At 71.7% G+C, this 21,914-nt stretch carries 20 protein-coding genes, 1 tRNA gene and 1 pseudogene; 13 read left to right on the top strand and 9 right to left on the bottom strand.

Annotated elements, in window-relative coordinates:
* Positions 1-21: 21 nt before the first annotated feature.
* The 3 genes from AB0I38_RS28235 to AB0I38_RS28245 all read right to left on the bottom strand — a co-directional run bounded on the left by AB0I38_RS28235 (position 22) and on the right by AB0I38_RS28245 (position 3,012).
* Complete coding sequence (locus AB0I38_RS28235; protein WP_358480278.1) at positions 22-747, bottom strand: ABC transporter ATP-binding protein; 726 nt, start codon at positions 745-747, stop codon at positions 22-24.
* Entirely contained in the window at positions 744-1,886 is a 1,143-nt protein-coding gene (locus AB0I38_RS28240) for an ABC transporter permease (RefSeq protein ID WP_358480290.1), read from the bottom strand. Before AB0I38_RS28240 ends, AB0I38_RS28235 begins: the two co-directional genes overlap by 4 nt.
* Positions 1,887-2,034: 148 nt before the next feature.
* Positions 2,035-3,012, bottom strand: a complete 978-nt coding sequence (locus AB0I38_RS28245) for a helix-turn-helix transcriptional regulator (protein WP_358480295.1) — start codon at positions 3,010-3,012, stop codon at positions 2,035-2,037.
* 46 nt (positions 3,013-3,058) lie between these two features.
* Between AB0I38_RS28245 and AB0I38_RS28250 the strand changes: the two genes are divergently transcribed.
* On the top strand, positions 3,059-3,511 hold the full coding sequence (locus AB0I38_RS28250; protein WP_358480296.1) for a hypothetical protein: 453 nt from the start codon (positions 3,059-3,061) through the stop codon (positions 3,509-3,511).
* On the opposite strand, the gene AB0I38_RS28255 is transcribed toward AB0I38_RS28250, so the two are convergent.
* Together AB0I38_RS28255 and nhaA are read right to left on the bottom strand one after the other, a co-directional pair.
* On the bottom strand, positions 3,489-4,247 hold the full coding sequence (locus AB0I38_RS28255) for a hypothetical protein (protein WP_358480300.1): 759 nt from the start codon (positions 4,245-4,247) through the stop codon (positions 3,489-3,491). The two genes, AB0I38_RS28250 and AB0I38_RS28255, sit on opposite strands and share 23 nt — an antisense overlap.
* Before the next feature lie 85 nt (positions 4,248-4,332).
* Positions 4,333-6,162 (bottom strand): Na+/H+ antiporter NhaA, encoded by a 1,830-nt coding sequence (gene nhaA, locus AB0I38_RS28260; protein WP_358480305.1) that lies wholly within the window; start codon positions 6,160-6,162, stop codon positions 4,333-4,335.
* A gap of 219 nt (positions 6,163-6,381) precedes the next feature.
* On the opposite strand from nhaA, the gene AB0I38_RS28265 reads away from it, so the two are divergent.
* Complete coding sequence (locus tag AB0I38_RS28265) at positions 6,382-7,926, top strand: M28 family peptidase (protein ID WP_358480309.1); 1,545 nt, start codon at positions 6,382-6,384, stop codon at positions 7,924-7,926.
* A gap of 13 nt (positions 7,927-7,939) precedes the next feature.
* Here AB0I38_RS28265 and AB0I38_RS28270 read toward each other — a convergent pair whose 3' ends face one another.
* Positions 7,940-8,521: a TetR family transcriptional regulator gene (locus AB0I38_RS28270; protein ID WP_358480315.1), complete on the bottom strand. Its 582-nt coding sequence runs from the start codon at positions 8,519-8,521 to the stop codon at positions 7,940-7,942.
* A gap of 96 nt (positions 8,522-8,617) precedes the next feature.
* On the opposite strand from AB0I38_RS28270, the gene AB0I38_RS28275 reads away from it, so the two are divergent.
* Together AB0I38_RS28275 and AB0I38_RS28280 are read left to right on the top strand one after the other, a co-directional pair.
* A complete protein-coding gene (locus AB0I38_RS28275; RefSeq protein ID WP_358480321.1) occupies positions 8,618-9,460 on the top strand; it encodes an SDR family NAD(P)-dependent oxidoreductase in 843 nt (280 codons plus the stop codon).
* Positions 9,461-9,652: 192 nt separating this feature from the next.
* Positions 9,653-13,267 carry a S8 family peptidase gene (locus tag AB0I38_RS28280; protein WP_358480337.1) on the top strand — a complete coding sequence of 1,205 codons (3,615 nt, stop codon included), beginning with the start codon at positions 9,653-9,655 and terminating at the stop codon, positions 13,265-13,267.
* Positions 13,268-13,274: 7 nt separating this feature from the next.
* Here AB0I38_RS28280 and AB0I38_RS28285 read toward each other — a convergent pair whose 3' ends face one another.
* The 3 genes and pseudogenes from AB0I38_RS28285 to AB0I38_RS28295 form a co-directional block, all read right to left on the bottom strand.
* On the bottom strand, positions 13,275-14,264 hold the full coding sequence (locus AB0I38_RS28285; protein WP_358480344.1) for a helix-turn-helix transcriptional regulator: 990 nt from the start codon (positions 14,262-14,264) through the stop codon (positions 13,275-13,277).
* Positions 14,265-14,342: 78 nt separating this feature from the next.
* Complete coding sequence (locus AB0I38_RS28290; protein ID WP_358480351.1) at positions 14,343-14,837, bottom strand: DUF523 domain-containing protein; 495 nt, start codon at positions 14,835-14,837, stop codon at positions 14,343-14,345.
* Between the two features lie 143 nt (positions 14,838-14,980).
* A pseudogene (locus AB0I38_RS28295) lies at positions 14,981-16,175 on the bottom strand (RNA-guided endonuclease InsQ/TnpB family protein); the annotation flags it as partial.
* Between the two features lie 116 nt (positions 16,176-16,291).
* Between AB0I38_RS28295 and AB0I38_RS28300 the strand changes: the two are divergent.
* The 9 genes from AB0I38_RS28300 to AB0I38_RS28340 all read left to right on the top strand — a co-directional run bounded on the left by AB0I38_RS28300 (position 16,292) and on the right by AB0I38_RS28340 (position 21,878).
* The gene (locus AB0I38_RS28300; RefSeq protein WP_358480355.1) at positions 16,292-16,657 is read left to right on the top strand and encodes a hypothetical protein; all 366 of its coding nucleotides are present in this window, start codon (positions 16,292-16,294) and stop codon (positions 16,655-16,657) included.
* Entirely contained in the window at positions 16,654-17,034 is a 381-nt protein-coding gene (locus AB0I38_RS28305) for a hypothetical protein (protein ID WP_358480359.1), read from the top strand. Before AB0I38_RS28300 ends, AB0I38_RS28305 begins: the two co-directional genes overlap by 4 nt.
* 31 nt (positions 17,035-17,065) lie before the next feature.
* Complete coding sequence (locus AB0I38_RS28310; RefSeq protein WP_358480368.1) at positions 17,066-17,680, top strand: SRPBCC family protein; 615 nt, start codon at positions 17,066-17,068, stop codon at positions 17,678-17,680.
* A gap of 129 nt (positions 17,681-17,809) precedes the next feature.
* Positions 17,810-19,027, top strand: a complete 1,218-nt coding sequence (locus AB0I38_RS28315) for an MFS transporter (protein WP_358480377.1) — start codon at positions 17,810-17,812, stop codon at positions 19,025-19,027.
* Positions 19,024-19,857: a metal-dependent hydrolase gene (locus AB0I38_RS28320; protein WP_358480384.1), complete on the top strand. Its 834-nt coding sequence runs from the start codon at positions 19,024-19,026 to the stop codon at positions 19,855-19,857. The genes AB0I38_RS28315 and AB0I38_RS28320 overlap by 4 nt, the downstream gene beginning before the upstream one ends.
* Before the next feature lie 60 nt (positions 19,858-19,917).
* Positions 19,918-20,133, top strand: a complete 216-nt coding sequence (locus tag AB0I38_RS28325; RefSeq protein ID WP_358480386.1) for a helix-turn-helix domain-containing protein — start codon at positions 19,918-19,920, stop codon at positions 20,131-20,133.
* Positions 20,134-20,136: 3 nt separating this feature from the next.
* A complete protein-coding gene (locus AB0I38_RS28330; protein ID WP_358480398.1) occupies positions 20,137-20,670 on the top strand; it encodes a Clp protease N-terminal domain-containing protein in 534 nt (177 codons plus the stop codon).
* Positions 20,671-20,740: 70 nt separating this feature from the next.
* Positions 20,741-20,813: transfer RNA gene (locus AB0I38_RS28335), tRNA-Ala, on the top strand.
* A 282-nt stretch (positions 20,814-21,095) separates the two neighbouring features.
* The gene (locus AB0I38_RS28340) at positions 21,096-21,878 is read left to right on the top strand and encodes a calcium-binding protein (RefSeq protein WP_358480410.1); all 783 of its coding nucleotides are present in this window, start codon (positions 21,096-21,098) and stop codon (positions 21,876-21,878) included.
* Positions 21,879-21,914: the final 36 nt, after the last annotated feature.

A 21,914-nucleotide genomic window follows, 5' to 3' on the forward strand; every position in this document is an offset into this window, starting at 1 on the left:
CCCTCCTCCAGCATGGTCGGCTTACTCCGACAGTCTCCCATCCACCATCGACAGGACGCGGTCGCAGTGACCGAGCACGTCGTGATCGTGGGTGACCATGATCGTCGCGACGGCGGACTCGTGCGTCTCGTGCGCGAGCAGCTTGACGATGTCGTCACTGCGGGCGCGGTCGAGCGCGGCGGTCGGCTCGTCCACCAGCAGCACGGCCGGGCGGGTGACGAGCGCGCGGGCGATGCCCACCCGCTGCCGCTCGCCGCCGGACAGCTGGTGGGGGCGGTGCCCGGCGCGGTGACCCATGCCGACCCGGTCGAGCAGCTCTCGCGGGTCATGACCGTCACCAGCGCGTTTGCCCGCCACGTCGAGCGCGAAGCGGAGCTGGTCGAGCGCGGTGAGGGCCGGGATGAGGTTGCCGGACTGGAAGACGAAGCCGATCCGTTCGCGGCGGTGGCGCGCCTTCTCGCGGGAGCTCGCCCGGGAGATGTCGGCGCCGTCGAGCAGGACCCGGCCGGTGTCGGGTGTGGTGAGCGCGCCGGCGACGGCGAGCAGGCTCGACTTGCCGGAGCCGGACGGCCCGACGATGGCGACGAACTCGCCGGACGCCACGTCGAGGTCGACGTCGTCGAGCGCGGTGACCGTGGCGTCGCCGTCGCCGAGGCGCAGGGTGACACCCTCCACCAGCAGGCCAGCCCGTTCCTGGGCGCCGGCCCGGCGGGAGTCGGGGTGCGGGGACGTGGAGCGGGTGGTCATCGTTGCCCTCCCAGGGCTGCGAGCGGGTCGACGCGGACGATGCGGCCCACGGCCGCCGCGGCACCGGCGAGGCCGAGGCCGATGAGGAGCAGGGCGGCGAAGACGAGAGGGCCCGCCTCCAGCGCGAACGGCATGGGGGTCGTGGTGAGCAGCGTGCCGCCGCCCAGCCCCAGCAGGAAGCCCACGGCGGTGGACACGGTCAGGATGACGGTCGCCTGGATCATCGTGTCCCGCATGAGGTAGCCGGTCGAGGCGCCCATGGCCCGTACGACGGCGAGTTCGTGCTTGCGCTGGATCGTCCACACGGTGAAGAACGTTCCGACGACGAGCGCGGAGATGGCGTACAGGAAGACCTGGATGAGCGTGAGGGTGGAGGTCTCGGCGGAGTAGCCGGGGGAGGCGCTGAAGGACGCGTCGAGCGTCATGCTCGTGGTGCCCGCCGCGGCGTCGCCGCCGGGCAGGTCGATCCGGTCGCCGTCCCGGGCGCGCAGGGCGATGGCCGTGGCCTCCTCGTACGCCCCCTCACGCGCCTCGTCGCCCGGCCCGGCCCCGGCGTGCACCTGCTGCCAGGCGCGCAGCGGCAGGTACGCCACGTCGACGTGCCCGAAGGTGCGCTGGTCGCCCGTGGTGCCGACGACCTTGAGCCGGGTGCCCAGCCGGTCGATGACGATGGTGTCGCCGATGGCCAGGCCCTCGTCCAGGACGGTCTGGCTGACCACGATCCCGTTGGGGTCGCCGAGCCCGGCGCCGTCGGAGACGGTGGGCGCGAGGAACGAGCCGGGGTCGACGCCGAACAGGGCCAGGTCGATCGGCACCTGGGCGCCGGCGGCGGTCGTGGCCTTGGCGTTGACGAGCATGTTGCCGAACGGCGCGGCGTCGCCGACGTCGTCGCGGCCCTTCCACGCCTCGGCCTGGTTCACGTTGACGGTGCTGCGGGAGAAGGCGGAGTCGGTCTTGGTGCCCTCGGCGAACGCGAACGCGGTGACGGGCAACCGCTGGAGCCCGGAGACGCCGTCGTTGACGAGCCCGGAGGAGAGCCCGGACAGCAGTACGACGAGGATCGCGATGAGTGCGACGACTCCGCCCATCAGGCCGAAACGTGCGCGGGCGAAGACCAGCTCGCGCCAGGCCAGGAACATGGCACTCCTTCACGGAAGGGATTCTTGGGGACGGACGAGCGCCCCGACTTGCCGACGCGCCGTTGGCAAGATACCAACACAAAGTCGGAAAGATGAAATTCCAGATTCGCCCTGATCGTCCAGAATCCCGGCCGCGCTTGCGGGCCGCTTACTCGGCGCGATAGAGCAGGGCGATCCGTCCGGCGGCGGCGCGCACCCGTTCGCGTAGCTCCGGCGGGGAGATCACCTCGGCGTCGGCCCCCAGCCTGAGGAACTCGCCCACCGCGTGGTCGATCGACTCGATCGGCACCGTCACCCGGGTCCAGCCCTCCGCGTCGGGCGGCTCGGCGCTGGCCCCCGCCGCCGTGACCACACCGGGCGTCATCAGGTCGGCCAGGCGGCGCAGCCCGTCCGGCGACAGCCGGACCACCGCCCGCCCCCAGCGCAGCCGGGCCTCGAACTCCGCGAGGTAGCCCTGCCAGTAGGCGGCCAGGTCGAAGTCCGCGGGCCGGGTGAACCGCTCGGGCAACGGCCGCAGGCGAAGGATCTGCGAGACCCGGTAGGTGCGCACCTGCTCGCCGGAGCGCGCCACCAGATACCACCGCCCCGCCTTGACCACCAGCCCGTACGGCTCCAGCCGCCGGTCCACCTCCTGGGGCGCCTTCCACCGGCGGTACCTGACCTGGAGCGCGTGCTCGTTCCACACGGCGTCGGCCACGGCGGGCAGGTGGGGGACAGGGGCCTGGTCGCGGTACCAGGAGGGGGCGTCGAGATGGAAGCGCTGCTGGATCCGTCCCGCCCGGTCACGCAGCTCCTCGGGCAGCGCGGCCATCAGCTTGAGCTGCGCGGCCGTCACCACCGCGCCCAGCCCCAGCTCGGCCGCGGGTCCCGGCAGCCCGGCCAGGAACAGCGACTCCGCCTCGTCGGGGGTCAGCCCGGTCAGCCTGGTGCGATAGCCGTCGAGCAGCTGGTAGCCGCCCCTGGGGCCGGCGTCGCCGTACAGGGGGATGCCGGCGGCGTGCAGCGACTCGACGTCGCGGTAGATCGTCCGGACCGAGACCTCCAGCCGTTCGGCGAGGGCCTGGGCGGTCATACGGCCGCGCGTCTGCAGAAGGAGCAGGATCGAAACGAGGCGAGATGCGCGCATATTCACTGACATTACCTGTCAGTGACCCTGCCCTACGGTTTCGCCCATGAACGACTTCGACTTCCTCATCGGCACCTGGAACGTGACCAACACCCGGCTCGTCAAGCGGCTCGCGGGCAGCGACGAGTGGGACGAGTTCCCCGGCCGGTCCGTCATCACCCGCGCCTTCGACGGCGCCGCCAACTTCGACGAGATCGTCTTCCCGACCAAGGGCTACGCCGGCCTGACGCTCCGGATCTACGACCCGGCCACCGAGCTGTGGTCGATCTACTGGGCGAGCAGCGTCACGGGGATCCTCGGCCTGCCGCCCATGGTCGGCCGATTCGAGGGCCACCGGGGCGAGTTCTACGCCGACGACACCGACGAGGGGAGGCCCGTGCGCTGCCGCTTCGTCTGGACCGTCCTGGGGGAGGACGCCTGCCGGTGGGAGCAGGCCTTCTCGGTGGACGGCGAGCAGACCTGGGAGACCAACTGGATCATGGAGTTCGTGCGGGCGTGACGCTGTCCAGGATCGCGTCGAGCGCCTGGCGGGCCGCCTCGCCGTCGGGCTTCGCGTTGCCGTAGACGAAGGAGATCGCGCCATCCGCCTGCACCGCCACCAGGCGGACGTAGGCGGGGTCCTCGCCGGCGCCGGCGAAGACCACCCGGAACGACGCCGTCGCCGCGGGCAGGCCGCCGAGCTCCAGCGGCCGCGTGCGCGTGTCCTCGCCGCTGTCGATGGCGGGCAGCAGGCGCCGGGCGGTCTCCATCGCGACGGTTCCGGCCCTGGCCTGCAGTTGCTCGGGGCTCAGCGCGGGGCCCTCCTGCCGGAACGCGACCACGGTCGCGCCGTCACGCGAGATGCCCGAGGTGAACGCCGGGTCGCCGGCCTTCGCCCAGCCCGCCGGGAAGAGGTAGGAGACGTGGGCGCGCGTGTCCGTCACGCGCGGCGGGCCCGCGGGCGCTCCCACCGGCCCTTTCGGCGCCTGGGCATCGTCCTGGGCCCGCATCCACAGGATCGCGGCCACGGCCAGCGCCGCCACGAGCACCGCGAGGCCGCCCACCACGATCGCCCACCACCAGCCGGACCTGCTGGGCCTGGCCTCGTACTGGGGGACGTCGGGCAGCATGTCGGGGGTGTAGGGCAGGCGCTGCGTGCCGTGCTCGCCTTGCTCCGGCGGGGCGGGATGCGGCCAGCGGTGCCTGACGGTCCGGCTGGGATCGGGTTCCTGGGGGCCGGGACGCTCTGGAGTCATGGTTCCTCGGAACGCGGGCAGGGGGCTGGGCTACACGGCCATTGTCACATTCGTACGCTATGCCCAGTGCGGCTGGACATATCGGTTAACTGCTGGGATCGGATTCGGCCGCGGCCACGTTGGCCCGAGCGTGGGCCTCGTCGATGGCCCGGGAGATCGAGACGCGGTCCAGCTTGCCCTGGTAGCGGACCCCGTTGACGAACAGCGTGGGCGTGCCGCGCGCCCCGCTCGTGCGGCCCGACTCCTCGTCGGCGGCGATCCGCGCGGTCTGCCGGGCGGGGTCGGGCCAGGGGTCCACGCCCAGTTCGGCGGCGTAGCGGGCCAGGTCGGCGTCGGTCAGGGCCCGCTGGTTGGCGAAGAGGACGTCGTGCATCTCCCAGAACCTGCCCTGCTCGGCCGCCGCCTCGGCGACCAGCGCCGCCGGGAAGGCCCTCGGGTGGATGGTGCGGAGCGGGAGGTGCCGGAACACGTGCCGCACGTCGCGCCGCTCGTTGAGCAGCTCCCGCAGAATCGGGTGCAACCGGCCGCAGTAGGGGCACTCGAAGTCGCCGTACTCGACGATCGTCACCTTCGCGCCGGCCGGGCCGCGCACGTGGTCGCCGGGGCCCACCGGGACGCTCAGCCGGTCGGGCAGCTCCTCCTCCGGCTCGGCCTCGGGCGGCGCGCACACCCCGCCACGGTCCCAGGCCATCCGGAAGATGATCCAGCCCGCCAGCGCCGACAGCAGGGAGCCGGCCAGGATGCCGATCTTGGCCTGGTTGTGCAGCGCGGTGTCGTCGAAGGCCAGGTCGACGATGAACAGCGACACCGTGAAGCCGATGCCCGACACCGCCGCGCCGCCGAACAGTTGCCCCCACACCAGGTTTCCCGGCAGCACGCCCCAGTTGAGGCGCAGCGGCAGCCAGGTGCCCAGCGCGATGCCGGCGAACTTGCCGAACAGCAGGCCGAGGGCCACGCCGATCGCGATGGGCGAGGTCGCGGCCTGGCGCAGCGTCTCGGCGTCCAGCCGCACCCCGGCGTTGGCCAGCGCGAACACCGGCACGATCACGTACGCGCTCCACGGATGCAGCCGTAGTTGCAGCCGCTCGTTGACCGAGACGGCCCGCTGCACCCGCCGCGCCACCTCGCGCGCCGCGCGGGGGTTGGGGTCGTTGGTGAACTCGTGCACCGCCTCGCCCGCGGCCAGCAGTTTGTACTCGCTCGGCGCGTACACGAAGACCAGCACGCCCAGCGCGATGCCGACCAGCGTGGGATGCACGCCGCTCTCCAGCGTCGCCACCCACAACCCGAACCCCAGCACGATGTACGCGGGCGCCCGCCAGATTTTCAGCCACCGCAACGTCATGATCGCGGCCAGCAGCGCCGCGGCGATGAGCAGCGCGACGACGGACAGGCTCTCGGTGTAGAAGATCGCGATGACGATGATCGCGAGCACGTCGTCCACGATCGCCAGTGTGAGCAGGAACGCCCGCAGCGGGTCGGGGCATCTGGCTCCCACGATGGCGAGCAGCCCCAGCACGAAGGCCGTGTCGGTGGCGATCGGGATGCCCCAGCCGCCCGCGCCGGGCCCGCCGGCGTTCAGCGCGAGGTAGACGCCGGCGGGCAGCAGGATGCCGCCGAGCGCGGCGATGGCCGGGACGGCGATCAGCCGCCGGTCCGTGAGCTGACCCAGCCGGACCTCGTAGGAGATCTCCAGCCCGATGAGGAAGAAGAAGATCGCCATCAGGCCGTCGTTGACCCAGTGGCGCAGGTCGAGGGAGAAGTCGGCGGTGCCGAACGACAGGCCCATCTGGGTGTGCCAGAAGGCGTCGTAGGTGTCGCCCCAGGGTGAGTTGGCCCAGATGAGAGCCAGCAGGGTCGCGCCCAGAAGCACGCTGGTGCTTCCCGCTTCGGTCCTGAAGAACGCCCGCAACATCCCTCAAACCTCCGATGTCCGATGATACGGATGTTGAACGCGAAGCCGCCCGTTCTGATTTCCGGCCGGCCGGGGCGCGGAGTGATTTCTGGGCCTTCTCAAGATGAGCGTGGCTCGTTACGTTCGGGCGGCGCGCAGATAGGCCAGGACGGAGCGGCGCACCCCCGGCCGCCCCCTTGGCGAGCACTCCTCTGTCCTACCCCCCAAACGGAGGAAGCCATGAAGCTGCTCCACACCACGTTAGGCGCATTAGTCCTGCTCGTCCCACTGGCGCTGACCGCGCCGGCGGCGGCGTCCCCAGCTGCGTCCACGGTGGCGTCCCCTGCGGCGGCCGTGGCCGTGGCGCCGCCCAACATCCCGCTGGCGAACGTCAAGGCCCACCTCACCCAGCTCCAGACGATCGCCACCGCCAACGGCGGCAACCGGGCGCACGGCCGCCCCGGCTACCTGGCCTCGGCCAACTACGTCAAGGGACGGCTCGACGCCGCCGGGTACACCACCACGCTGCAGTCCTTCACCTACAACGGCGCCACCGGCTACAACGTCATCGCCGACTGGCCCGGCGGCGACCCGAACGACATCCTGATGACCGGCGCCCACCTCGACAGCGTGACGGCAGGGCCCGGCATCAACGACAACGGCTCCGGGTCGGCCTCGATCCTGGAGGTCGCGCTGGAGGTCTCGCGTCAGGCGCTGCAGCCGTCCAAGCACCTGAGGTTCGCCTGGTGGGGCGCCGAGGAGCTGGGGCTGCGCGGCTCGCAGTTCTACGTCAACAACCTGCCCGCCACCGAACGCGCGAAGATCAAGGGCTACCTGAACTTCGACATGGTCGGCTCGCCCAACGCCGGCTACTTCCTGTACGACGGCGACAACTCCGACGGCGTCGGCTCGGGCCCCGGACCGGCGGGGTCGGCCGAGCTGGAGCAGACGCTGGCGTCCTACTTCGGCTCCATCGGTGTGCCCACCCGGGGGACCGACTTCGACGGCCGCTCCGACTACGGCCCGTTCATCGCGGTCGGCATCGCCGCCGGCGGCACGTTCACCGGCGCGGAGGGGATCAAGTCGACCGCCCAGGCCCAGCTCTGGGGAGGCACGGCGGGGCAGGCGTTCGACCCCTGCTACCACCGCGCCTGCGACACGACCGCCAACATCAACGACACGGCGCTGGACCGCAACGCCGACGCCGTCGCCCACGCGGTGTGGACGCTCGGCACCGCCGTGCCGCCGGTCACCGTGTGGTCGGACACGTTCGAGACGAGCACCGGCTGGGTCACCAACCCCGACGGCACCGACACCGCGACCACGGGCCTGTGGGAGCGGGGCGACCCCGAGGCGACCACCTCCAGCGGCGCCAAGCAGCTCGGCACCACGGTGAGCGGGACGAACGACCTGGTCACCGGGCGGCTGGCCGGGTCGAGCGCGGGCGCGAACGACCTCGACGGCGGCCTCTCGTCGATCCGGTCACCGGCGATCACGCTGCCCTCCAGCGGGGTGCTGAAGGTCTCGCTGTCGTGGTATCTGGCTCACGGCAGCAACTCCTCCAGCGCGGACTTCTTCCGGGTCCGGGTCGTGGGCTCCTCCAGTGCCACGGTGTTCACCCAGGCAGGCGCGGCCACCGACCGTGACGGGGCCTGGGGCACGGCCACGGCGGACATCTCCGCCTTCGCCGGGCAGAGCGTCCGCATCGTGATCGAGGCCGCCGACGCCTCGGGCGCCAGCCTGGTCGAGGCGGGCGTGGACGACGTCAAGATCACCCAGCAGTGACGTGGCGGGTCCCTCAGCCGGCGGCTGGGGGACCCTCCTCCGAAAGGGCGGCCACCACGCGGGTGACGAGCTCGCGCGTCTCCTCGAAGCCGGCATCGGCCAGCGCGGGAGTGCCGGCGAGCGAGCGCATCACGCCGAGGCCGAGCAGCAGCGCGCCGACCAACTCGGCCCGCAGGGCGGGATTGTCACCGCCCATGCGCTCGGTGAAGTCCTTCAGGTAGCCCTCGCAGATCTCCTGGCGCAGCCGGTCGCGTACGGCGGCGCGGCCCGAGGAACGCAGCATCACCAGGAGCGGATGCTCGCCGTCGAACTCCTCCCAGTCCGCGAAGACCACGTCGTGCAGCAGGGTGGCGGCCAGGTCGGTGAGTGGCCGCCCGGAGGCCAGGCCGGTGGGGAGCTCGGTGTGCACCGCCTCCGCGTAGAGCCGGTCCTTGGACTCGAAGTAGCGGAACACCAGGGCGGGGTCCACGCCCACGTCACCGGCGATCTCGCGCACTCCGGTGCCGTCATAGCCCTGCCGGGCGAACCTGAGGCGCGCGGCGTCGAGGAGGGCCGCGCGGGTGGCCGCCTTGTCACGGCGTTTGGGTCGCTGCATGAAGTCAGCATAAGTCATCAGTTGTTGACTTAGTCTGCCGTGCGATCTAGAGTCTCTTGTCATCGACCGATGACTTAATTTCTCGGAGGCTCACGCATGCGCACGTATGTCATCACCGGTGGTACGGACGGGATGGGCAAAGGGCTGGGTCTGCACTTCCTGGAGCGCGGCGACCGGGTGATCGCCATCGCCAGCGGGGAGTCGAAGGGCAGGGCCTTCCTCGCCGAGGCCGAGGCGCTCGGCGCGGGCGAGCGCGCGGTCTTCCTGCGGGCCGACCTGAGCACCGTGGCGGGCATGCGGCGGGTGGTCGAGGAGGTGACGGCGACCACGGAGGCGGTGGACGGGCTCGTCTTCGGGGCGCAGCGCTTCCGGCCCGCCCGCGAGGAGACCGCCGACGGGCTGGAGTTCACCTTCGCGCTCAGCTACCTCAGCCGGGTCGTCATCGGCGAAGGACTGATGGAACGGCTGGAGCGCGCGGACGCGCCCGTCATCATGAACCTCGCCGGGCCCGGCGGCCTCCCCGGCCAGATCTTCTGGGACGACCTCCAACTGCGCGAGGGCTACAAGGGGATGCGCGCGTCGATGCAGTCCTCCCGCTGCCTCGACCTGCTGGGAGCCGGCTTTCCCGCCCAGCACCCCGGAGCCCGGACGAGGTACGTCCTCTACAACCCGGGGTTCGTGAACACCGGCATGGCGGACCCGCTCCGCCAGCCGATGCGCTCCCTGACCAAGGTGCTCGCCAGGTTCTTCGCCATGCCCGTGAGCAAGGCGATCGTGCCCATCGCGCGGCTCCTCGACCACCCGCCCGAGGCCGCCGCCACGGCGTTCATGCGCGGCAAGCCGCTCCCGCTGACCGGCGCCGCCTTCGACCCGGCCGCCGCGGACCGGCTCCACCGGGTCACCGCCGACCTCCTGGCGGGCCTCCCCGCCACGCGATGACCGCGACCGGTCCCGCTCCGTGGCCGGCGACGGCGCGGGTGGGCGCGCCACGCGTGATCAGGCGCTTTGGCTGTCATGTTCGCGACATGTCGCTGTTTGCCCACGCGAAAATCCCCTATGAGCAGGCGTGATCCTCCATCGTCTTGGACGAATGAAGCTTGGGGCCACCCCCACCGACAGATCGGTTCGTTCATGCGATGGATCCCCCGCCTCGCCGCCATCGGCGCGGGCCTGGCGATGATTGCCGTACCGGTGCCCGCGCACGCCGCGGCGCCCGAGCCAGCGGCCGGCTCAGACCCGCACCGGGTGACGCTGATCACCGGTGACGTGGTGACGGTTCAGGAGTTCGCGGGCGGCAAGCGAGCGGCGACCGTGCGGCCCGGCAAGGGCCGCGAGAACATCAGGTTCTTCACCAGGGAAGAGAACGGTGACCTGGTGATCACCCCCGCCGACATGGTCCCCTACCTCTCGCGGGGCCTCATGGACGAACGGCTGTTCGCGGTCGGCGACCTGATCGAGCAGGGCTACGACGACGAGAGCAGCGACGTCCTGCCGCTGATCCTGGCCTACAAGGAGACCGAGCGGGCCGTCACGCTGAAGAGCGTCAACGCGCGCACCCTGCGGGCGGACAAGGACGCGCTGCCCGTGCTCTGGGCCGCCGAGCGCGACGGAGGCGAGCCGCGGCTGCGCGACGGGCTGGCCAAGATCTGGCTCGACGGAAAGGTCACCGCGTCGCTGGAGCACAGCGTCCCGCAGGTGGGCGCGCCGCAGGCCTGGCAGGACGGGTACGACGGCAAGGGGGTGAAGGTCGCCGTCCTGGACACCGGGATCGACGAGACCCACCCCGACGTCGCGGCCAAGGTGACCCAGAGCCGCAACTTCACCGACGACGCCTCGGCCAAGGACGAGCACGGCCACGGCACGCACGTCGCCGCCACCGTGGCGGGCACCGGCGAGGGGTCCGGCGGGCTGCGCAAGGGCGTCGCGCCCGGCGCCGAGCTGCTCATCGGCAAGGTGCTGGACGCCAGGGGCAGCGGCACCGAGTCGCAGGTGCTCGCGGGCATGGAGTGGGCCGCCAGGGAGAGCGGGGCCGACATCGTCAACATGAGCCTCGGCGGCGGCCCCACCGACGGCACCGACCCGCTCAGCACGGCGGTGGACGTCCTGACCGAGGAGACCGGCAGCCTGTTCGTCATCGCCGCGGGCAACCAGGGCGGCGACTACACGGTGGGCGCGCCGGGAGCCGCCACCTCCGCGCTGACCGTCGGCGCGGTCGACGCCAACGACGCGCTGGCACCCTTCTCCAGCCGCGGTCCGCGGCTGGACGAGGCGCTCAAGCCGGACATCACCGCCCCAGGCGTGAGCATCACCGCCGCGCGGGCCGCGGGCACCGGGCTGGGCACGCCCGTCGACGACCGGTACACGAAGCTGTCCGGCACGTCGATGGCCACGCCGCACGTGGCGGGCGCGGCGGCGATTCTGGCCCAGCGCCATCCGGAGTGGAAGCCCGGGCAGCTCAAGGACGCCCTCGTGTCCACGGCGAAGACCGTCGCGGGCCAGACGCCGTACGAGCAGGGCGGTGGGCGCCTGGACGTGACGCGCGCCGTGCGGCAGGCCGTCACGGCCACCGCGTCGCTCAGCATGGGCGTGCACGAGGAGGGCGGAACCGGCACCCCCGGCGGCACCGTCACCTACACCAACACCGGCCAGGAGCCCGTCTCGCTGACCGTCGCCGCCACCCTGACCAACCTGGACGGCGCCGCCCCCGGAGAGGGGGCGGTGAAGCTGTCGGCGACGACCGTCACCGTGGACGCCGGGGCGAGCGCGGCCGTCGAGACCACCGTGGACCTGGCCAGGCTCGCGCACGGCAGGCACGTCGGATACGTCACCGCCACCACGGCGGACGGCTCGGTGGCCGCGCACACCACGCTCGCGCTGACCCGGCGCGGCAGGATGCACACGGTGCGCTTCACCGGCGTCGACCGGGACGGCAGCCCCGCCCGCGTGCCGCTGATCACCATGTACGGCGCCGCCGCCAGGGACGACGCCATCGGCCACATCCTGCACGAGCACGAGGGCTGGACGGTGGAGCTGCCAGAGGGCACCTACCACATGCAGGCGATCATGGATGAGTCGAAGGGCGAGCTGCCCGTCGGATCCTTCATCGTCAACCCCGAGCTGCCGGTCACGTCGGACATGGAGGTCGTGCTCGACGCCAGGACCGCCGTGCCCATCGAGATCAAGACCTCTCAGGAGGTGATGCAGGACGGCATCTCCACCTTCTTCACCCATCGCACGTACGGCTCCCGCGAGATCAGCCTGAGCGCGATGAACTTCCCCTCGATGGAGACGCTCGCGGTAACCCCCACCGCGCCGGTGCGGAACGGCACCTTCGAGTTCTCCTCGCGCTGGCAGCTGGCCGCGCCCCGGGTGACCGCCCGGCTGGGCCGCGACCCGCTGGTGGTCCGCCCCACGATCAGCTCACCGGAGATCGACGGCAGGAAGCGCTGGCCGCTGGTCCACGGCGGCACCGGCGACATGACCGGGCTGGACGTCAAGGGCAAGGCGGTGGTCATCACCAGCGAGGCGTTCGACGACTGGACGGACAAGCTGGAGGGCATCGCCGCGGCCGGCGCGGCGGTGGTGTTCGTGGTCGGGCCCGACGGCGAGGTCATGTGGCAGCCGTGGTCGCCGGTGGGCGAGCGCGACCCGCTGCCCACGATGATGGTCACGCACGACCGCGGCCAGGCGCTGCTGGACAGCGCCCGCACCGGCCGTGCCGTGCTCGACGTGACCGGCCAGTTCGCGACGCCGTACCTGTACGAGGTCATGCAGGTCTCCTCCGGCCAGGTGCCCAAGCGGATCGTGCACGAGGTCAACTGGCGCAACACCGCCCGGGTCGACACGGGCTACCAGGAGTCCGGCGGCGGTTCGTACGGCAAGGACCAGCGGTTCGGCTGGCGGCCGTGGCAGACCTACGACCTGGCCCTGCAGATGGAGACCCAGCGCATGGTGCGCACCCCGCTGAACAGGGCCGAGTACGTCAGTTCGGGCGACACCCAGTGGAAGCACGTGGTCCAGCACACGCTCACCTGGGAGATGATCAACCAGCTGGGCGGCGGCCTGACCGACCCGCCCAGGACGTACCGGGCGGGCGAGATCGTCAAGGAGCGCTGGTTCGCCCCCGTCGTACGCCCGGCCGCCCTGGCCGCCACCCGCACGGGCGACGTCCTGTCGGTACGGGTGCCCGAGTTCGTCGACGCCGACGGCCATTACGGCCACGCGGGCGGCAGCAACGACGAGGACACCACCGCGGCCCGGGTCTACCGCGACGGTGAGCTGCTGGAGGAGCGGCAAGGCTTGTGGGCCGACCTCGCCGCCGTGCCGGAGGACGCCGAGTACCGCCTGGAGCTGTCCACGACCCGGACCTCGGAGGAGTGGCGGTACGCCACGGCCACCGAGAGCTCCTGGACGTTCAGGTCCGCCCGTCCGGCGGGCACCAAGCCGCTGCCGCTGCTCGGCGTGGACTACGACGTGCCCGCCGACCTGGAAGGGAAGGTGCGCCGGACGCTGCCAGTCGCGCTGGGCTTCACCGCGCGGGACGCGAAGAAGCTGACCGCCGAGATGTCCTACGACGACGGCAGGAGCTGGCAGCGGCTGACGCTCCTCCCGCAGGGGCGGGGCCGGTACAAGGCGGTGGTCTCGCACCGCGTGACCGACACCGGGGTGACCCTGCGGGTCACCGCGACCGGCGCCTCGGGCGAGCGGTTCGAGCAGACCGTCACCCGGGCGTACGGGGTCAAGTAGCGCGACGCTACAACCAGCGCTCGCGGGCCGCATGCCAGGCAAGTTGCATCCTGGTCTGCGCGCCCGCGAGCCGCATCAGGTGGTAGACGCGGCGCTGCACCGTACGCAGACTGATCCCGAGCTGGCTGGCGATCGACTTCTCCGGCACCCCGGCGACCAGCAGCGAGAGCAGGTAGAGCTCGTCGGCGTCCAGCGGGCAGCCGGGCGCGGTGTCGATGACCTGCCCGTCCTCCAGGAACCTGATCGGCGTGGCCCGCTCCCACTGGGCCTCGAACAGCGCGATCAGCGCCTCCAGCAGGCTGCTCTCGCGCACCAGCGCGGCCGTCGGCTCGGTCGTCCGGCCGGCGTACTGCACCAGCGGCAGCAGCGCGATGGACCGGTCGGCGATCATCATCCGCACGGGCAGCGACCGCACGGCCCGTGCCTGTTCGCCCAGTTTGATGCCGAACGCCACGTTGGCCACCATCCCGGGCTCCTCCAGCAGGGCCCGCTCGTAGATGACCCGGTAGGCCACCCCGCGGCCGAGCGCCTCGAGCTCCTCGGTGTTGTCCGTGGACGGCATCACCACGTGCCCGGCCCGGCAGAAGTACATGACCTCCTCGCGGGCGCTGTCCTGGAGATGGCGGACCTGCTCGCGCAGCGCGGCCCCGCTCGGCAGCACCTCGATCAGCCGGTCGGCGTCCCTGCGGCGCAAACTGGCGCGGTATTCCTCGGCGAGCTGGTCGACCGCCTGCCGCGCCCAGTCGATCGTCTCCTGCTGCCGCGCCAGCCGCGGCCCGAGAGCCACCTCCGGCGCCACCGGCGCGAACCTGCGGCTCCCGCTGTCCGCGACCTCACGGACGAGCTCCATGCCCACCATGGACGCCAGCGCGGTGGCCGCGGCCTCCGGTGTGACGCCCAGCTCCTCGGCTAGCCCGGTCAGATCAGCCTCACCGGCCCGCACCAGTAACCGGTACGCCCGCTCCTCCACCTCGTCCAGCCCGGCGACCTTCAGCATCCCCCCATGATGGCATGGCCCAAAAAGGGGATAAATGCTGCATATAACGGCACATATGGGGCCGGTCCGGTGCGCCGGCTACGGCTCCAGGGTGCGCAGGTAGGCGGCGGCCTCGTCGAGATGGTCCTCGGTGAACACGCGGACGCCATGGCGCTCCAGCAGGGCGGTGGTGACGCCCCGGCCGGGGACGCGCCGTCCGCTGAACGTGCCGTCGTAGACGGCCAGCGCGCCGCACGACGGGCTGCCCTCCTTCAGCACCGCGAGCCGCACCCCCCGCGCTCGGGCGGCGTCGAGCGCGGCCCGCGCGCCCGCCAGGAACCGCGCCGTGACGTCGGACCCGTCGGCGGTGAGCACGCGGGCGTCGCCCGCGAGGGCCGCGGCGCCCCCGAGACCGCCCTCGATCTCCGCGGCCGGCCGCGGGACCGCCAGCCCGCCCTCCACCTCAGGGCAGAACGGCACCAGCCGGCCCTCGCGCCGCCAGGCGGCCAGCACGGCGTCGGAGCTGGTCTTGGCACCGCCGTCGTAGCGCACCCGCCGGCCCATCAGGCACGCGCTGACGAGGATCCTCTCCACCCTTCGATCCTACGAGCGTGGCCGGCCACGGCGAGCCGGCGGCCGGTGTCACGTGGGGCCGGACGGAATCGAGGGCGACCCGGCCGGGCGATAGCCTTTCCCACGTTGACCTCCTCCCCCTGGTGAACGAGGGGGATTCCCACGGTCGCCCGTGAGGGTTCCTGTTTCATCGCCGGTCGCCCGCCAGGAAAGGAACTTCCCTTGAGGTCTTACATCGGCTCCGCAGGCGTTTCAGCTCTCCGCCAGCCCGGCGGCGAGGATGTTCCTGGCCGCGTTGACGTCGCGGTCGTGAGATGCGCCGCAGGCGCATACCCAGGTCCGGACGTTCAGCGGCATGGACGGTTGGAGTGTCCCGCACGCCGAGCACAGCCTGGAGGACGGGAACCAGCGGTCCACGACCACGAGCTCGCGCCCGTACCAGCGGCTTTTGTACTCCAGCATGCCGCGCAGCTCCCGCCAGGACGCGTCCGAGATGGCGCGCGCCAGCGAACGGTTACGGATCATGTTGCGAACGGTCAGGTCTTCCACGGCGATCACTTGGTTCTCGTGAACAAGCCGGGTGCTGACCTTGTGCAGGAAGTCACGTCTGCGGTCGGCGATCCGCGCGTGCACGCGGGCCACCTGCAGCCGGGCCTTGGCCCGGTTGGCCGATCCCTTCTGTTTACGGGCCAGCGCCCGCTGAGCACGGGCCAGTTTGCGCCGGTCGGCCCGTTCGTGGCGCGGGTTGGCGATCTTCTCGCCGGTCGAGAGCGTGAGCAGGGCGGTGATGCCCGCGTCCACCCCCACCACCTGCGTGACCGGGGGCAGTGGGGAGATCTTCTCCTCGACCAGGATGGACACGAACCAGCGTCCGGCCGCGTCCTTGCTCACGGTCACCGTGGACGGCTCAGCTCCCTCAGGCAAGGGCCGCGACCACACGATGTCCAAAGGCTCGCCCATCTTCGCCAACGTCAACCGGCCCTCACGCCAGCGAAACGCCGACCGGGTGTACTCCGCGCTCAGACGCGACTTCTTACGGGACTTGAACACCGGGTATCCGGCCCGCTTGGCGAAGAAGCCGGCGAACGCCGCCTGAAGATGACGCAACGCCTGCTGCAACGGGACACAGGACACCTCGGCGAGAAAGCTCAACTCCTCGGTGCGTTTCCAGGTCGTCAGCGCCGCCGAGGACTCCTCATAGGAGACGCCGCGGCCCTCCAGCCGATAAGCCCGGGTCCGCTCCTCCAGCGCCTTGTTGTAGACCAGGCGGACGCAGCCGAACGTCCGGGCAAGCTCCACTGCCTGCTCGGGGGTCGGGTGGAAGCGGTACTTGTAGGCCCGCTTCACGATCTGCGCCACGCCGCACAACCTACTGCAAGATCAGCCAAGTCTCGTACATGTGTTCGATTTGATGGCATTGTTCCGGCTTTCCTCCCCGCACTGAAGGACGGGGTCTCCAGCCTTGAGGAGATTCGATGAACACCACCGTTGCGACGATCGTCATCGCCGGGTCCCTGCTGCTCGCGCTGGCGAGCCTGATCGTGGCGATCCGAAACCGGCCCATGGGCATGGTCCTGCTCATCGGCTTCGCCGTGCTCGAGGTGGCCGTGCTGGTCCAGGCGGGCATGGTGATCGCGGCCGTCGTGGGCGGTGAGGGCGCGCACGTCCCGAAGGGCACCCTGTACGGCTACCTCGGCGGTCAGGCCGTCATCCCGCCCGCCGGGGTGTTCCTGGCGCTGGCCGAGCGGAGCCGCTGGGGCTCGGGGATCCTCGTCGTGGCCGGGTTCGCGATCGCGGTCATGACGGGGCGGCTGCTCCAGGTCTGGCAGGGCGCCGCATGACCGCCACCTCGCTCGGCACCGGCCCCGGCCGCGCGTTGATCGCCCTCTACGGGCTGTTCGCCCTGGCGGCCGGGGCGCGAGCCACCGTGCAGATCCTCACCCGGTTCGACGAGGCGCCTCTGGCCTACTCGCTGTCCGCCTTCGCCGCGCTGGTCTACCTGCTGCTCGCCGTCGCCCTGGTGCGGGGCGCGCGCCGGCTCGCGCTGGTGGCGCTCGGCGTCGAGCTGGCGGGCGTCCTCGTCATCGGCACGGCCAGCGTGCTCGATCCGGCGGCTTTTCCCGAGGCCACCGTCTGGTCGGTCTACGGCAAGGGTTACCTGTTCATCCCTCTGGTGCTGCCCCTGGTGGGCCTCTACTGGCTGCTGCGCAGGCGTTAACGACGCGGACGCCGGGGCAGGGGCGGACGTCATGAGCGCCATCGAACACGCCGTAGACGTCAGGGTTCCCGTACGGGTCGCCTACAACCAGTGGACCCAGTTCGAGAGCTTCCCCGAGTTCATGGAGGGAGTCGAGTCCGTCAAACAGCTCACCGACACGCGTACGCACTGGATCAGTGAGATCGCGGGTGTGAAGCGCGAGTTCGACGCGGAGATCACGGAGCAGCACCCCGACGAGCGCATCGCCTGGCAGTCGGTCGACAGGCCCCGGCAGGCCGGTGTGGTGACGTTCCACCGGCTCAACGGCGACACCACCCGGGTCACGCTCCAGATGGAGTACGACCCCGAGGGCTTGGTCGAGACCGTCGGTGACTGGCTCCAGGTCGTCCGGCTCCGGATCAGGAACGACATGGAACGCTTCAAGTCGTTCATCGAGTCACGCGGCGGCGAGACCGGCGCGTGGCGCGGCGACGTGCCCGGCCCGCACCAGCAGGGCTCCGGCTACGACGCGGGCGACCAGCCCGTGCCCCCCGGCACGGTGGGCGGTGCCGACTACCCGCCGTCCGGCCCCGGTTCCACGCTCCCGCCTCCCGGGCCGTTCCCCACACGCGACGACCCGCCTCAGGGGCCGCGTCCCGTCCTGTAAGCAGGGTTTCATCCCCCAAAGCCCCCGTTATCGGGGGCTTTGTCATGGAAGCAGGATCAAAGACCAGTTTTGCGGCTGTTAGGATGGCGATTCATCCCATGACTTGATGAATGGAGGACTGGCCCCCGTATGAGTGTGCTCGCCGGAGCGTCCCGAGACCGGGCCGCGCCCCTCGCCTGGCTGCTCGTGCTGGGAATCGTCCTCGCGGCGCTCAACCTGCGCACCGCCGTCACCAGCGTCGGCCCGCTGCTCGACGAGCTCTCCCGAGCGCTCGGCATGTCGAGCGTGACCGCCGGCCTGCTCACCACGCTCCCGGTCCTGGCGTTCGCCACGGTCGGGTCCATCACCCCCACGCTGGCCAGGCGCGTAGGCGAGCACCGGCTGCTGCTGCTCGCGCTCGTCACGCTCGGCGCCGGTCTGCTCGTCCGGTCGCTGGCCGGATCGGCACCGGTGTTCCTGCTGAGCAGCGCGGTCGCACTGTCGGGCGGTGCCGTCGGCAACGTGCTCATCCCGGCGCTGATCAAGCGTCACTTCCCGGCCCGCACCGGGATCATGACCACCGTCTACACCACGTCGCTGGCCGCCGGCACCATGCTCGCCGCCGCGGCCACGGTGCCGATCGAGCGCGCGTCGGGAGACTGGCACGTCGCGCTCGGCGTATGGGCGGCGCTGGCCGCCCTGGCCACACTGCCGTGGCTCGCGCTGCTGCGCAGCGAGCCGGAGCGGGGCACCGGCCGGTCCGGCGGCGTTGAGCTGCTGAAGAGCAAGCTGGCCTGGACCGTCGCCGTGTACTTCGGCACTCAGGCGATGATCGCGTACATCCTGTTCGGCTGGCTCGCCACGATCCTCACCGACGGCGGCTACACCACCGCCGAGGCGGGACTCATCCTGGGCGTCTTCACTGCCCTGAGCATCCCCGTCTCCATCCTGGTGCCCTTGATCACCTCGCGCTTCCGCGACCAGCGGCCCGTGGTGGTCGGCCTCATCGCCTGCTACGTGGTCGGCTTCCTCGGCCTGTGGTTCGCGCCCGCCTCGACCGCGCTGGTCTGGGTGGTGTTCGTGGGGATGGGCATGGGGTCGTTCCCGCTGGCGCTCATGATGCTGGCCCTGCGCACCCGCACCGCGGAGGCGACCTCCTCACTGTCGGCCTTCGGGCAGAGCGCCGGCTACCTCATCGCGGGCGGCGGGCCGCTCCTCGTGGGCGTGCTGCACGAGGCCGCCGGCGGCTGGTCGCTCCCGTACCTGCTGATCTTCGCCGTCCTCGGCGCGCAACTGCTCGCCGGCCTGTACGCGGGCCGCGACCGCTACCTCGAGGACGAGCTCGCGCCTGCCAGACTGGCCGGATGAAGTCGACCATCGTCACCTTCCCGGACGGCCGGATCAGCGGGCGCTCTGAGATCGTCGGGGCCGTGCCGGCGGGGGTGCGGCACGGCCTCGTCGTAGCCGAGACCCCGTTCCACCCGCTCGACCACACCTGGCCCGACCAGCCCGCCGACCGCGGCACCATCGGCGGTCTCCCGGTCGTCGACTGCGTCACGGGCGCCTGGTCGGCCGGCAGCCTCCACCTGGGCGAGGACATCCCGGCGCGGCGCGGCGCCGAGGGCTGGCAGTGGCTCGTCGTGCACGTGACCGACACCCCGCTGCCCGTCGGCGCGACCGTCGAACTGGAGGTGGACGCGGGCCACCGGGCCGCCCTGTCGGCCGGCCACACCGCCTGCCACCTGGCCGCCCTCGCGCTCAACCACGCCCTCGCCGGCCGCTGGCGCAAGGAGGTGGCGCTCGACGGGCTCGGCCGTCCCGACTTCGACCAGGCGGCGATCACCTCCTCGCGGATCTCGCCCAACGGCAGCGTGGACGTCTACCGGCTCGGCAAGTCGCTGCGCAAGAAGGGTTTCTCGGCCGAGGGCCTCGACCGGGCCCTCGACGAGATCGCCGGCGAGGCCAACGACCGGCTCAAGGCCTGGGTGGCGGCCGACGCGCCGGTCCGGCTCGACGTGCCGGGGCCCGAGCTGACCGCTCGCCGCACCTGGCACTGCTCGCTGCCCGAGGGGGCTGCGTCGATCCCGTGCGGCGGCACCCACGTCACGCGCACCTCCGAGCTGGGTGCCGTCACGATCTCCCTCTCGCTCGACGACGCGGCGCTGACCATGCGCACCACCGCCACGCCCGCCGCCTGACGGCTCCGAGGCTGTCAGCACCTGTTGACAAGCGGGCGCTTGTCAGCGCATGCTGACACCATGAACGCCACGGACCTCGCTCAGGCGGCCACCGACCACGACCCGGCCGTGGGCTTGGCGGCGGTCGCCGCGCTGCGAACCCTGCTGGAGCAACTCGAGGCCACCCACGTGTCCAACGCCCGCGCTCAGGGCTGGTCCTGGGAGCAGGTCGCCGAGGCGCTCGGGGTCAAGCGCCAGTCCGCCCACCGCAAGCACGCCCGCCGCACCGGGAGATGACACGTGTTCACCAGGTTCACCGGGCCCGCCCGCCGGGTCATGATCAAGGCGGGCACCCTCGCGCTCGACGCCGGCCACCCCACGCTGTCCACCGACCTGTTGCTGCTCGCCCTGGCTGAGATCCGCCCGTTCGAGCTCACCGCCTTCACCTCGACTCCCGACGCCGTACGCGCCCACGCCGACCTCGGTGACGACGCCCACGCCCTGCTCGCCACGCTCGGCATCGATCTCGACGAGGTGCGCCGCCGTACGCGGCTCGGCACCGACGACCCCGCCCGGTGGCGTCTGACGCGCACGCGGCTCAACCCGCTGCGAGTCGTCCTGCACGGCCCGCTCGGCACGATCCCGCTCGCCGCACACGTCAGGAAGGTCGTCGAGGTGGCCTGCTGGCGGCCCGGCCCGGTGACGGGTGAGCGCCTGTTGCACGGTCTGCTCGCCGACCACGCGAACGGCGCCGCCCGCATCCTGCGCGCCACGGGCGTCGACCTGCCCGCGCTGATCCGTGAGACGGGCATGCCGGTGCGCGGAGCGGCCTGAGGCGGGCGTTCAGGGCGGCCTGGTGTGGCACGGGCGCGGCGGGATTCCGATACACTTGGCGGCGGATCAAGGGGCTATGGCGCAGTTGGTAGCGCGCCTCCATGGCATGGAGGAGGTCTGGGGTTCGAATCCCCATAGCTCCACCCGATCGAACCGCCCCCTGCCTGTGGATTCACAGGCAGGGGGCGGTTTTCGCATGTAGGGGCGCCTGCCCGTCGCAGCCGTCGGCGCCCGTGGTGTCGCTCATTCCGGCGCCGCAAGGGGTAACACGTGGTGCGGACGACGGGCGCGGGCCGGGGCGCTAGGGATAACCCCTGCCCGGCACCCGTGTTGCCGCGCCGAGCGCGCGCCTACCGTCCGAATGGTTGGAGCACATCCCGAGGAGCGCTTCTCCGGAGCGAGCGAGCGTTCACAGGAGGACAACCATGAAGGGAAGGCTTCTGGCCCGCGCGCTGGTCGCGGTGGCGGTCGTCACCCTGGCCGGAGCGCAGGCTCTGCCCGCGACGGCCACCACCGCGTTCGCCGACGCCGGCACCTGCACCCGCGTCGGCGCCGAGCTCAGGTACACCGCCGAGCCCGGCATCGACAACGACGTCATCATCAGATTCGGTCCCGGCAACGCCAGCATCGTCGTCGAGGACCAGGGCGGCAACGTCGTCGCGGGCACCGGATGCACGGCCGCCGGCGACAACGCGATCGCCCCCGCCGGGGCCGTCGCGCGGGTCCGCGTGACCACCCTGAACGGTGACGACACCGTGCACGTGAACGTCCCCCGGCCGTCGACGCTGCGTGGCGGCGACGGTGAGGACGCGCTGTTCGGCGGCACCCAGGCCGACAACATCGGGGGCGGCAACGGCGAGGACGACCTGCGCGGCCTAGGCGGCGACGACGTCCTGTCCGGCGGGGCGGCCGACGACGTCATCCGGGGCGGCGACGGCAACGACACGGCGAACGGCAACGGCGGCAACGACGACCTGCGCGGCGGCAACGGCGACGACGAGCTCAGCGGCGGCGCCGGTGACGACGAACTGAACGGCGGCGCCGGCAACGACGAGCTCAACGGCGGCGCGGGCGTCGACGAACTGGCCGGCAAGGCGGGCAATGACGAGCTGAACGGCAACGGTGGTAACGACGACCTGAACGGCGGCGCCAACACCGACGACTGCAGCGGCGGCCCCGGCACCGACACCGTGGCCAACTGCGAATGACCCGTACGACACGGGGGGTCGACACATCGGTTCGCG

This window comes from Nonomuraea cavernae, assembly GCF_040655715.1.
Classification (GTDB): domain Bacteria; phylum Actinomycetota; class Actinomycetes; order Streptosporangiales; family Streptosporangiaceae; genus Nonomuraea; species Nonomuraea cavernae_A.

Excerpts from the sequence above, each read along its gene's own strand:
- AB0I38_RS28235 (WP_358480278.1), bottom strand. The coding sequence starts at position 747 with ATGACCACCCGCTCCACGTCCCCGCACCCCGACTCCCGCCGGGCCGGC.
- AB0I38_RS28240 (WP_358480290.1), bottom strand. The coding sequence starts at position 1,886 with ATGTTCCTGGCCTGGCGCGAGCTGGTCTTCGCCCGCGCACGTTTCGGC.
- AB0I38_RS28245 (WP_358480295.1), bottom strand. The coding sequence starts at position 3,012 with ATGCGCGCATCTCGCCTCGTTTCGATCCTGCTCCTTCTGCAGACGCGC.
- AB0I38_RS28250 (WP_358480296.1), top strand. The coding sequence starts at position 3,059 with ATGAACGACTTCGACTTCCTCATCGGCACCTGGAACGTGACCAACACC.
- AB0I38_RS28255 (WP_358480300.1), bottom strand. The coding sequence starts at position 4,247 with ATGACTCCAGAGCGTCCCGGCCCCCAGGAACCCGATCCCAGCCGGACC.
- nhaA (WP_358480305.1), bottom strand. The coding sequence starts at position 6,162 with ATGTTGCGGGCGTTCTTCAGGACCGAAGCGGGAAGCACCAGCGTGCTT.
- AB0I38_RS28265 (WP_358480309.1), top strand. The coding sequence starts at position 6,382 with ATGAAGCTGCTCCACACCACGTTAGGCGCATTAGTCCTGCTCGTCCCA.
- AB0I38_RS28270 (WP_358480315.1), bottom strand. The coding sequence starts at position 8,521 with ATGCAGCGACCCAAACGCCGTGACAAGGCGGCCACCCGCGCGGCCCTC.
- AB0I38_RS28275 (WP_358480321.1), top strand. The coding sequence starts at position 8,618 with ATGCGCACGTATGTCATCACCGGTGGTACGGACGGGATGGGCAAAGGG.
- AB0I38_RS28280 (WP_358480337.1), top strand. The coding sequence starts at position 9,653 with ATGCGATGGATCCCCCGCCTCGCCGCCATCGGCGCGGGCCTGGCGATG.
- AB0I38_RS28285 (WP_358480344.1), bottom strand. The coding sequence starts at position 14,264 with ATGCTGAAGGTCGCCGGGCTGGACGAGGTGGAGGAGCGGGCGTACCGG.
- AB0I38_RS28300 (WP_358480355.1), top strand. The coding sequence starts at position 16,292 with ATGAACACCACCGTTGCGACGATCGTCATCGCCGGGTCCCTGCTGCTC.
- AB0I38_RS28305 (WP_358480359.1), top strand. The coding sequence starts at position 16,654 with ATGACCGCCACCTCGCTCGGCACCGGCCCCGGCCGCGCGTTGATCGCC.
- AB0I38_RS28310 (WP_358480368.1), top strand. The coding sequence starts at position 17,066 with ATGAGCGCCATCGAACACGCCGTAGACGTCAGGGTTCCCGTACGGGTC.
- AB0I38_RS28315 (WP_358480377.1), top strand. The coding sequence starts at position 17,810 with ATGAGTGTGCTCGCCGGAGCGTCCCGAGACCGGGCCGCGCCCCTCGCC.
- AB0I38_RS28320 (WP_358480384.1), top strand. The coding sequence starts at position 19,024 with ATGAAGTCGACCATCGTCACCTTCCCGGACGGCCGGATCAGCGGGCGC.
- AB0I38_RS28325 (WP_358480386.1), top strand. The coding sequence starts at position 19,918 with ATGAACGCCACGGACCTCGCTCAGGCGGCCACCGACCACGACCCGGCC.
- AB0I38_RS28340 (WP_358480410.1), top strand. The coding sequence starts at position 21,096 with ATGAAGGGAAGGCTTCTGGCCCGCGCGCTGGTCGCGGTGGCGGTCGTC.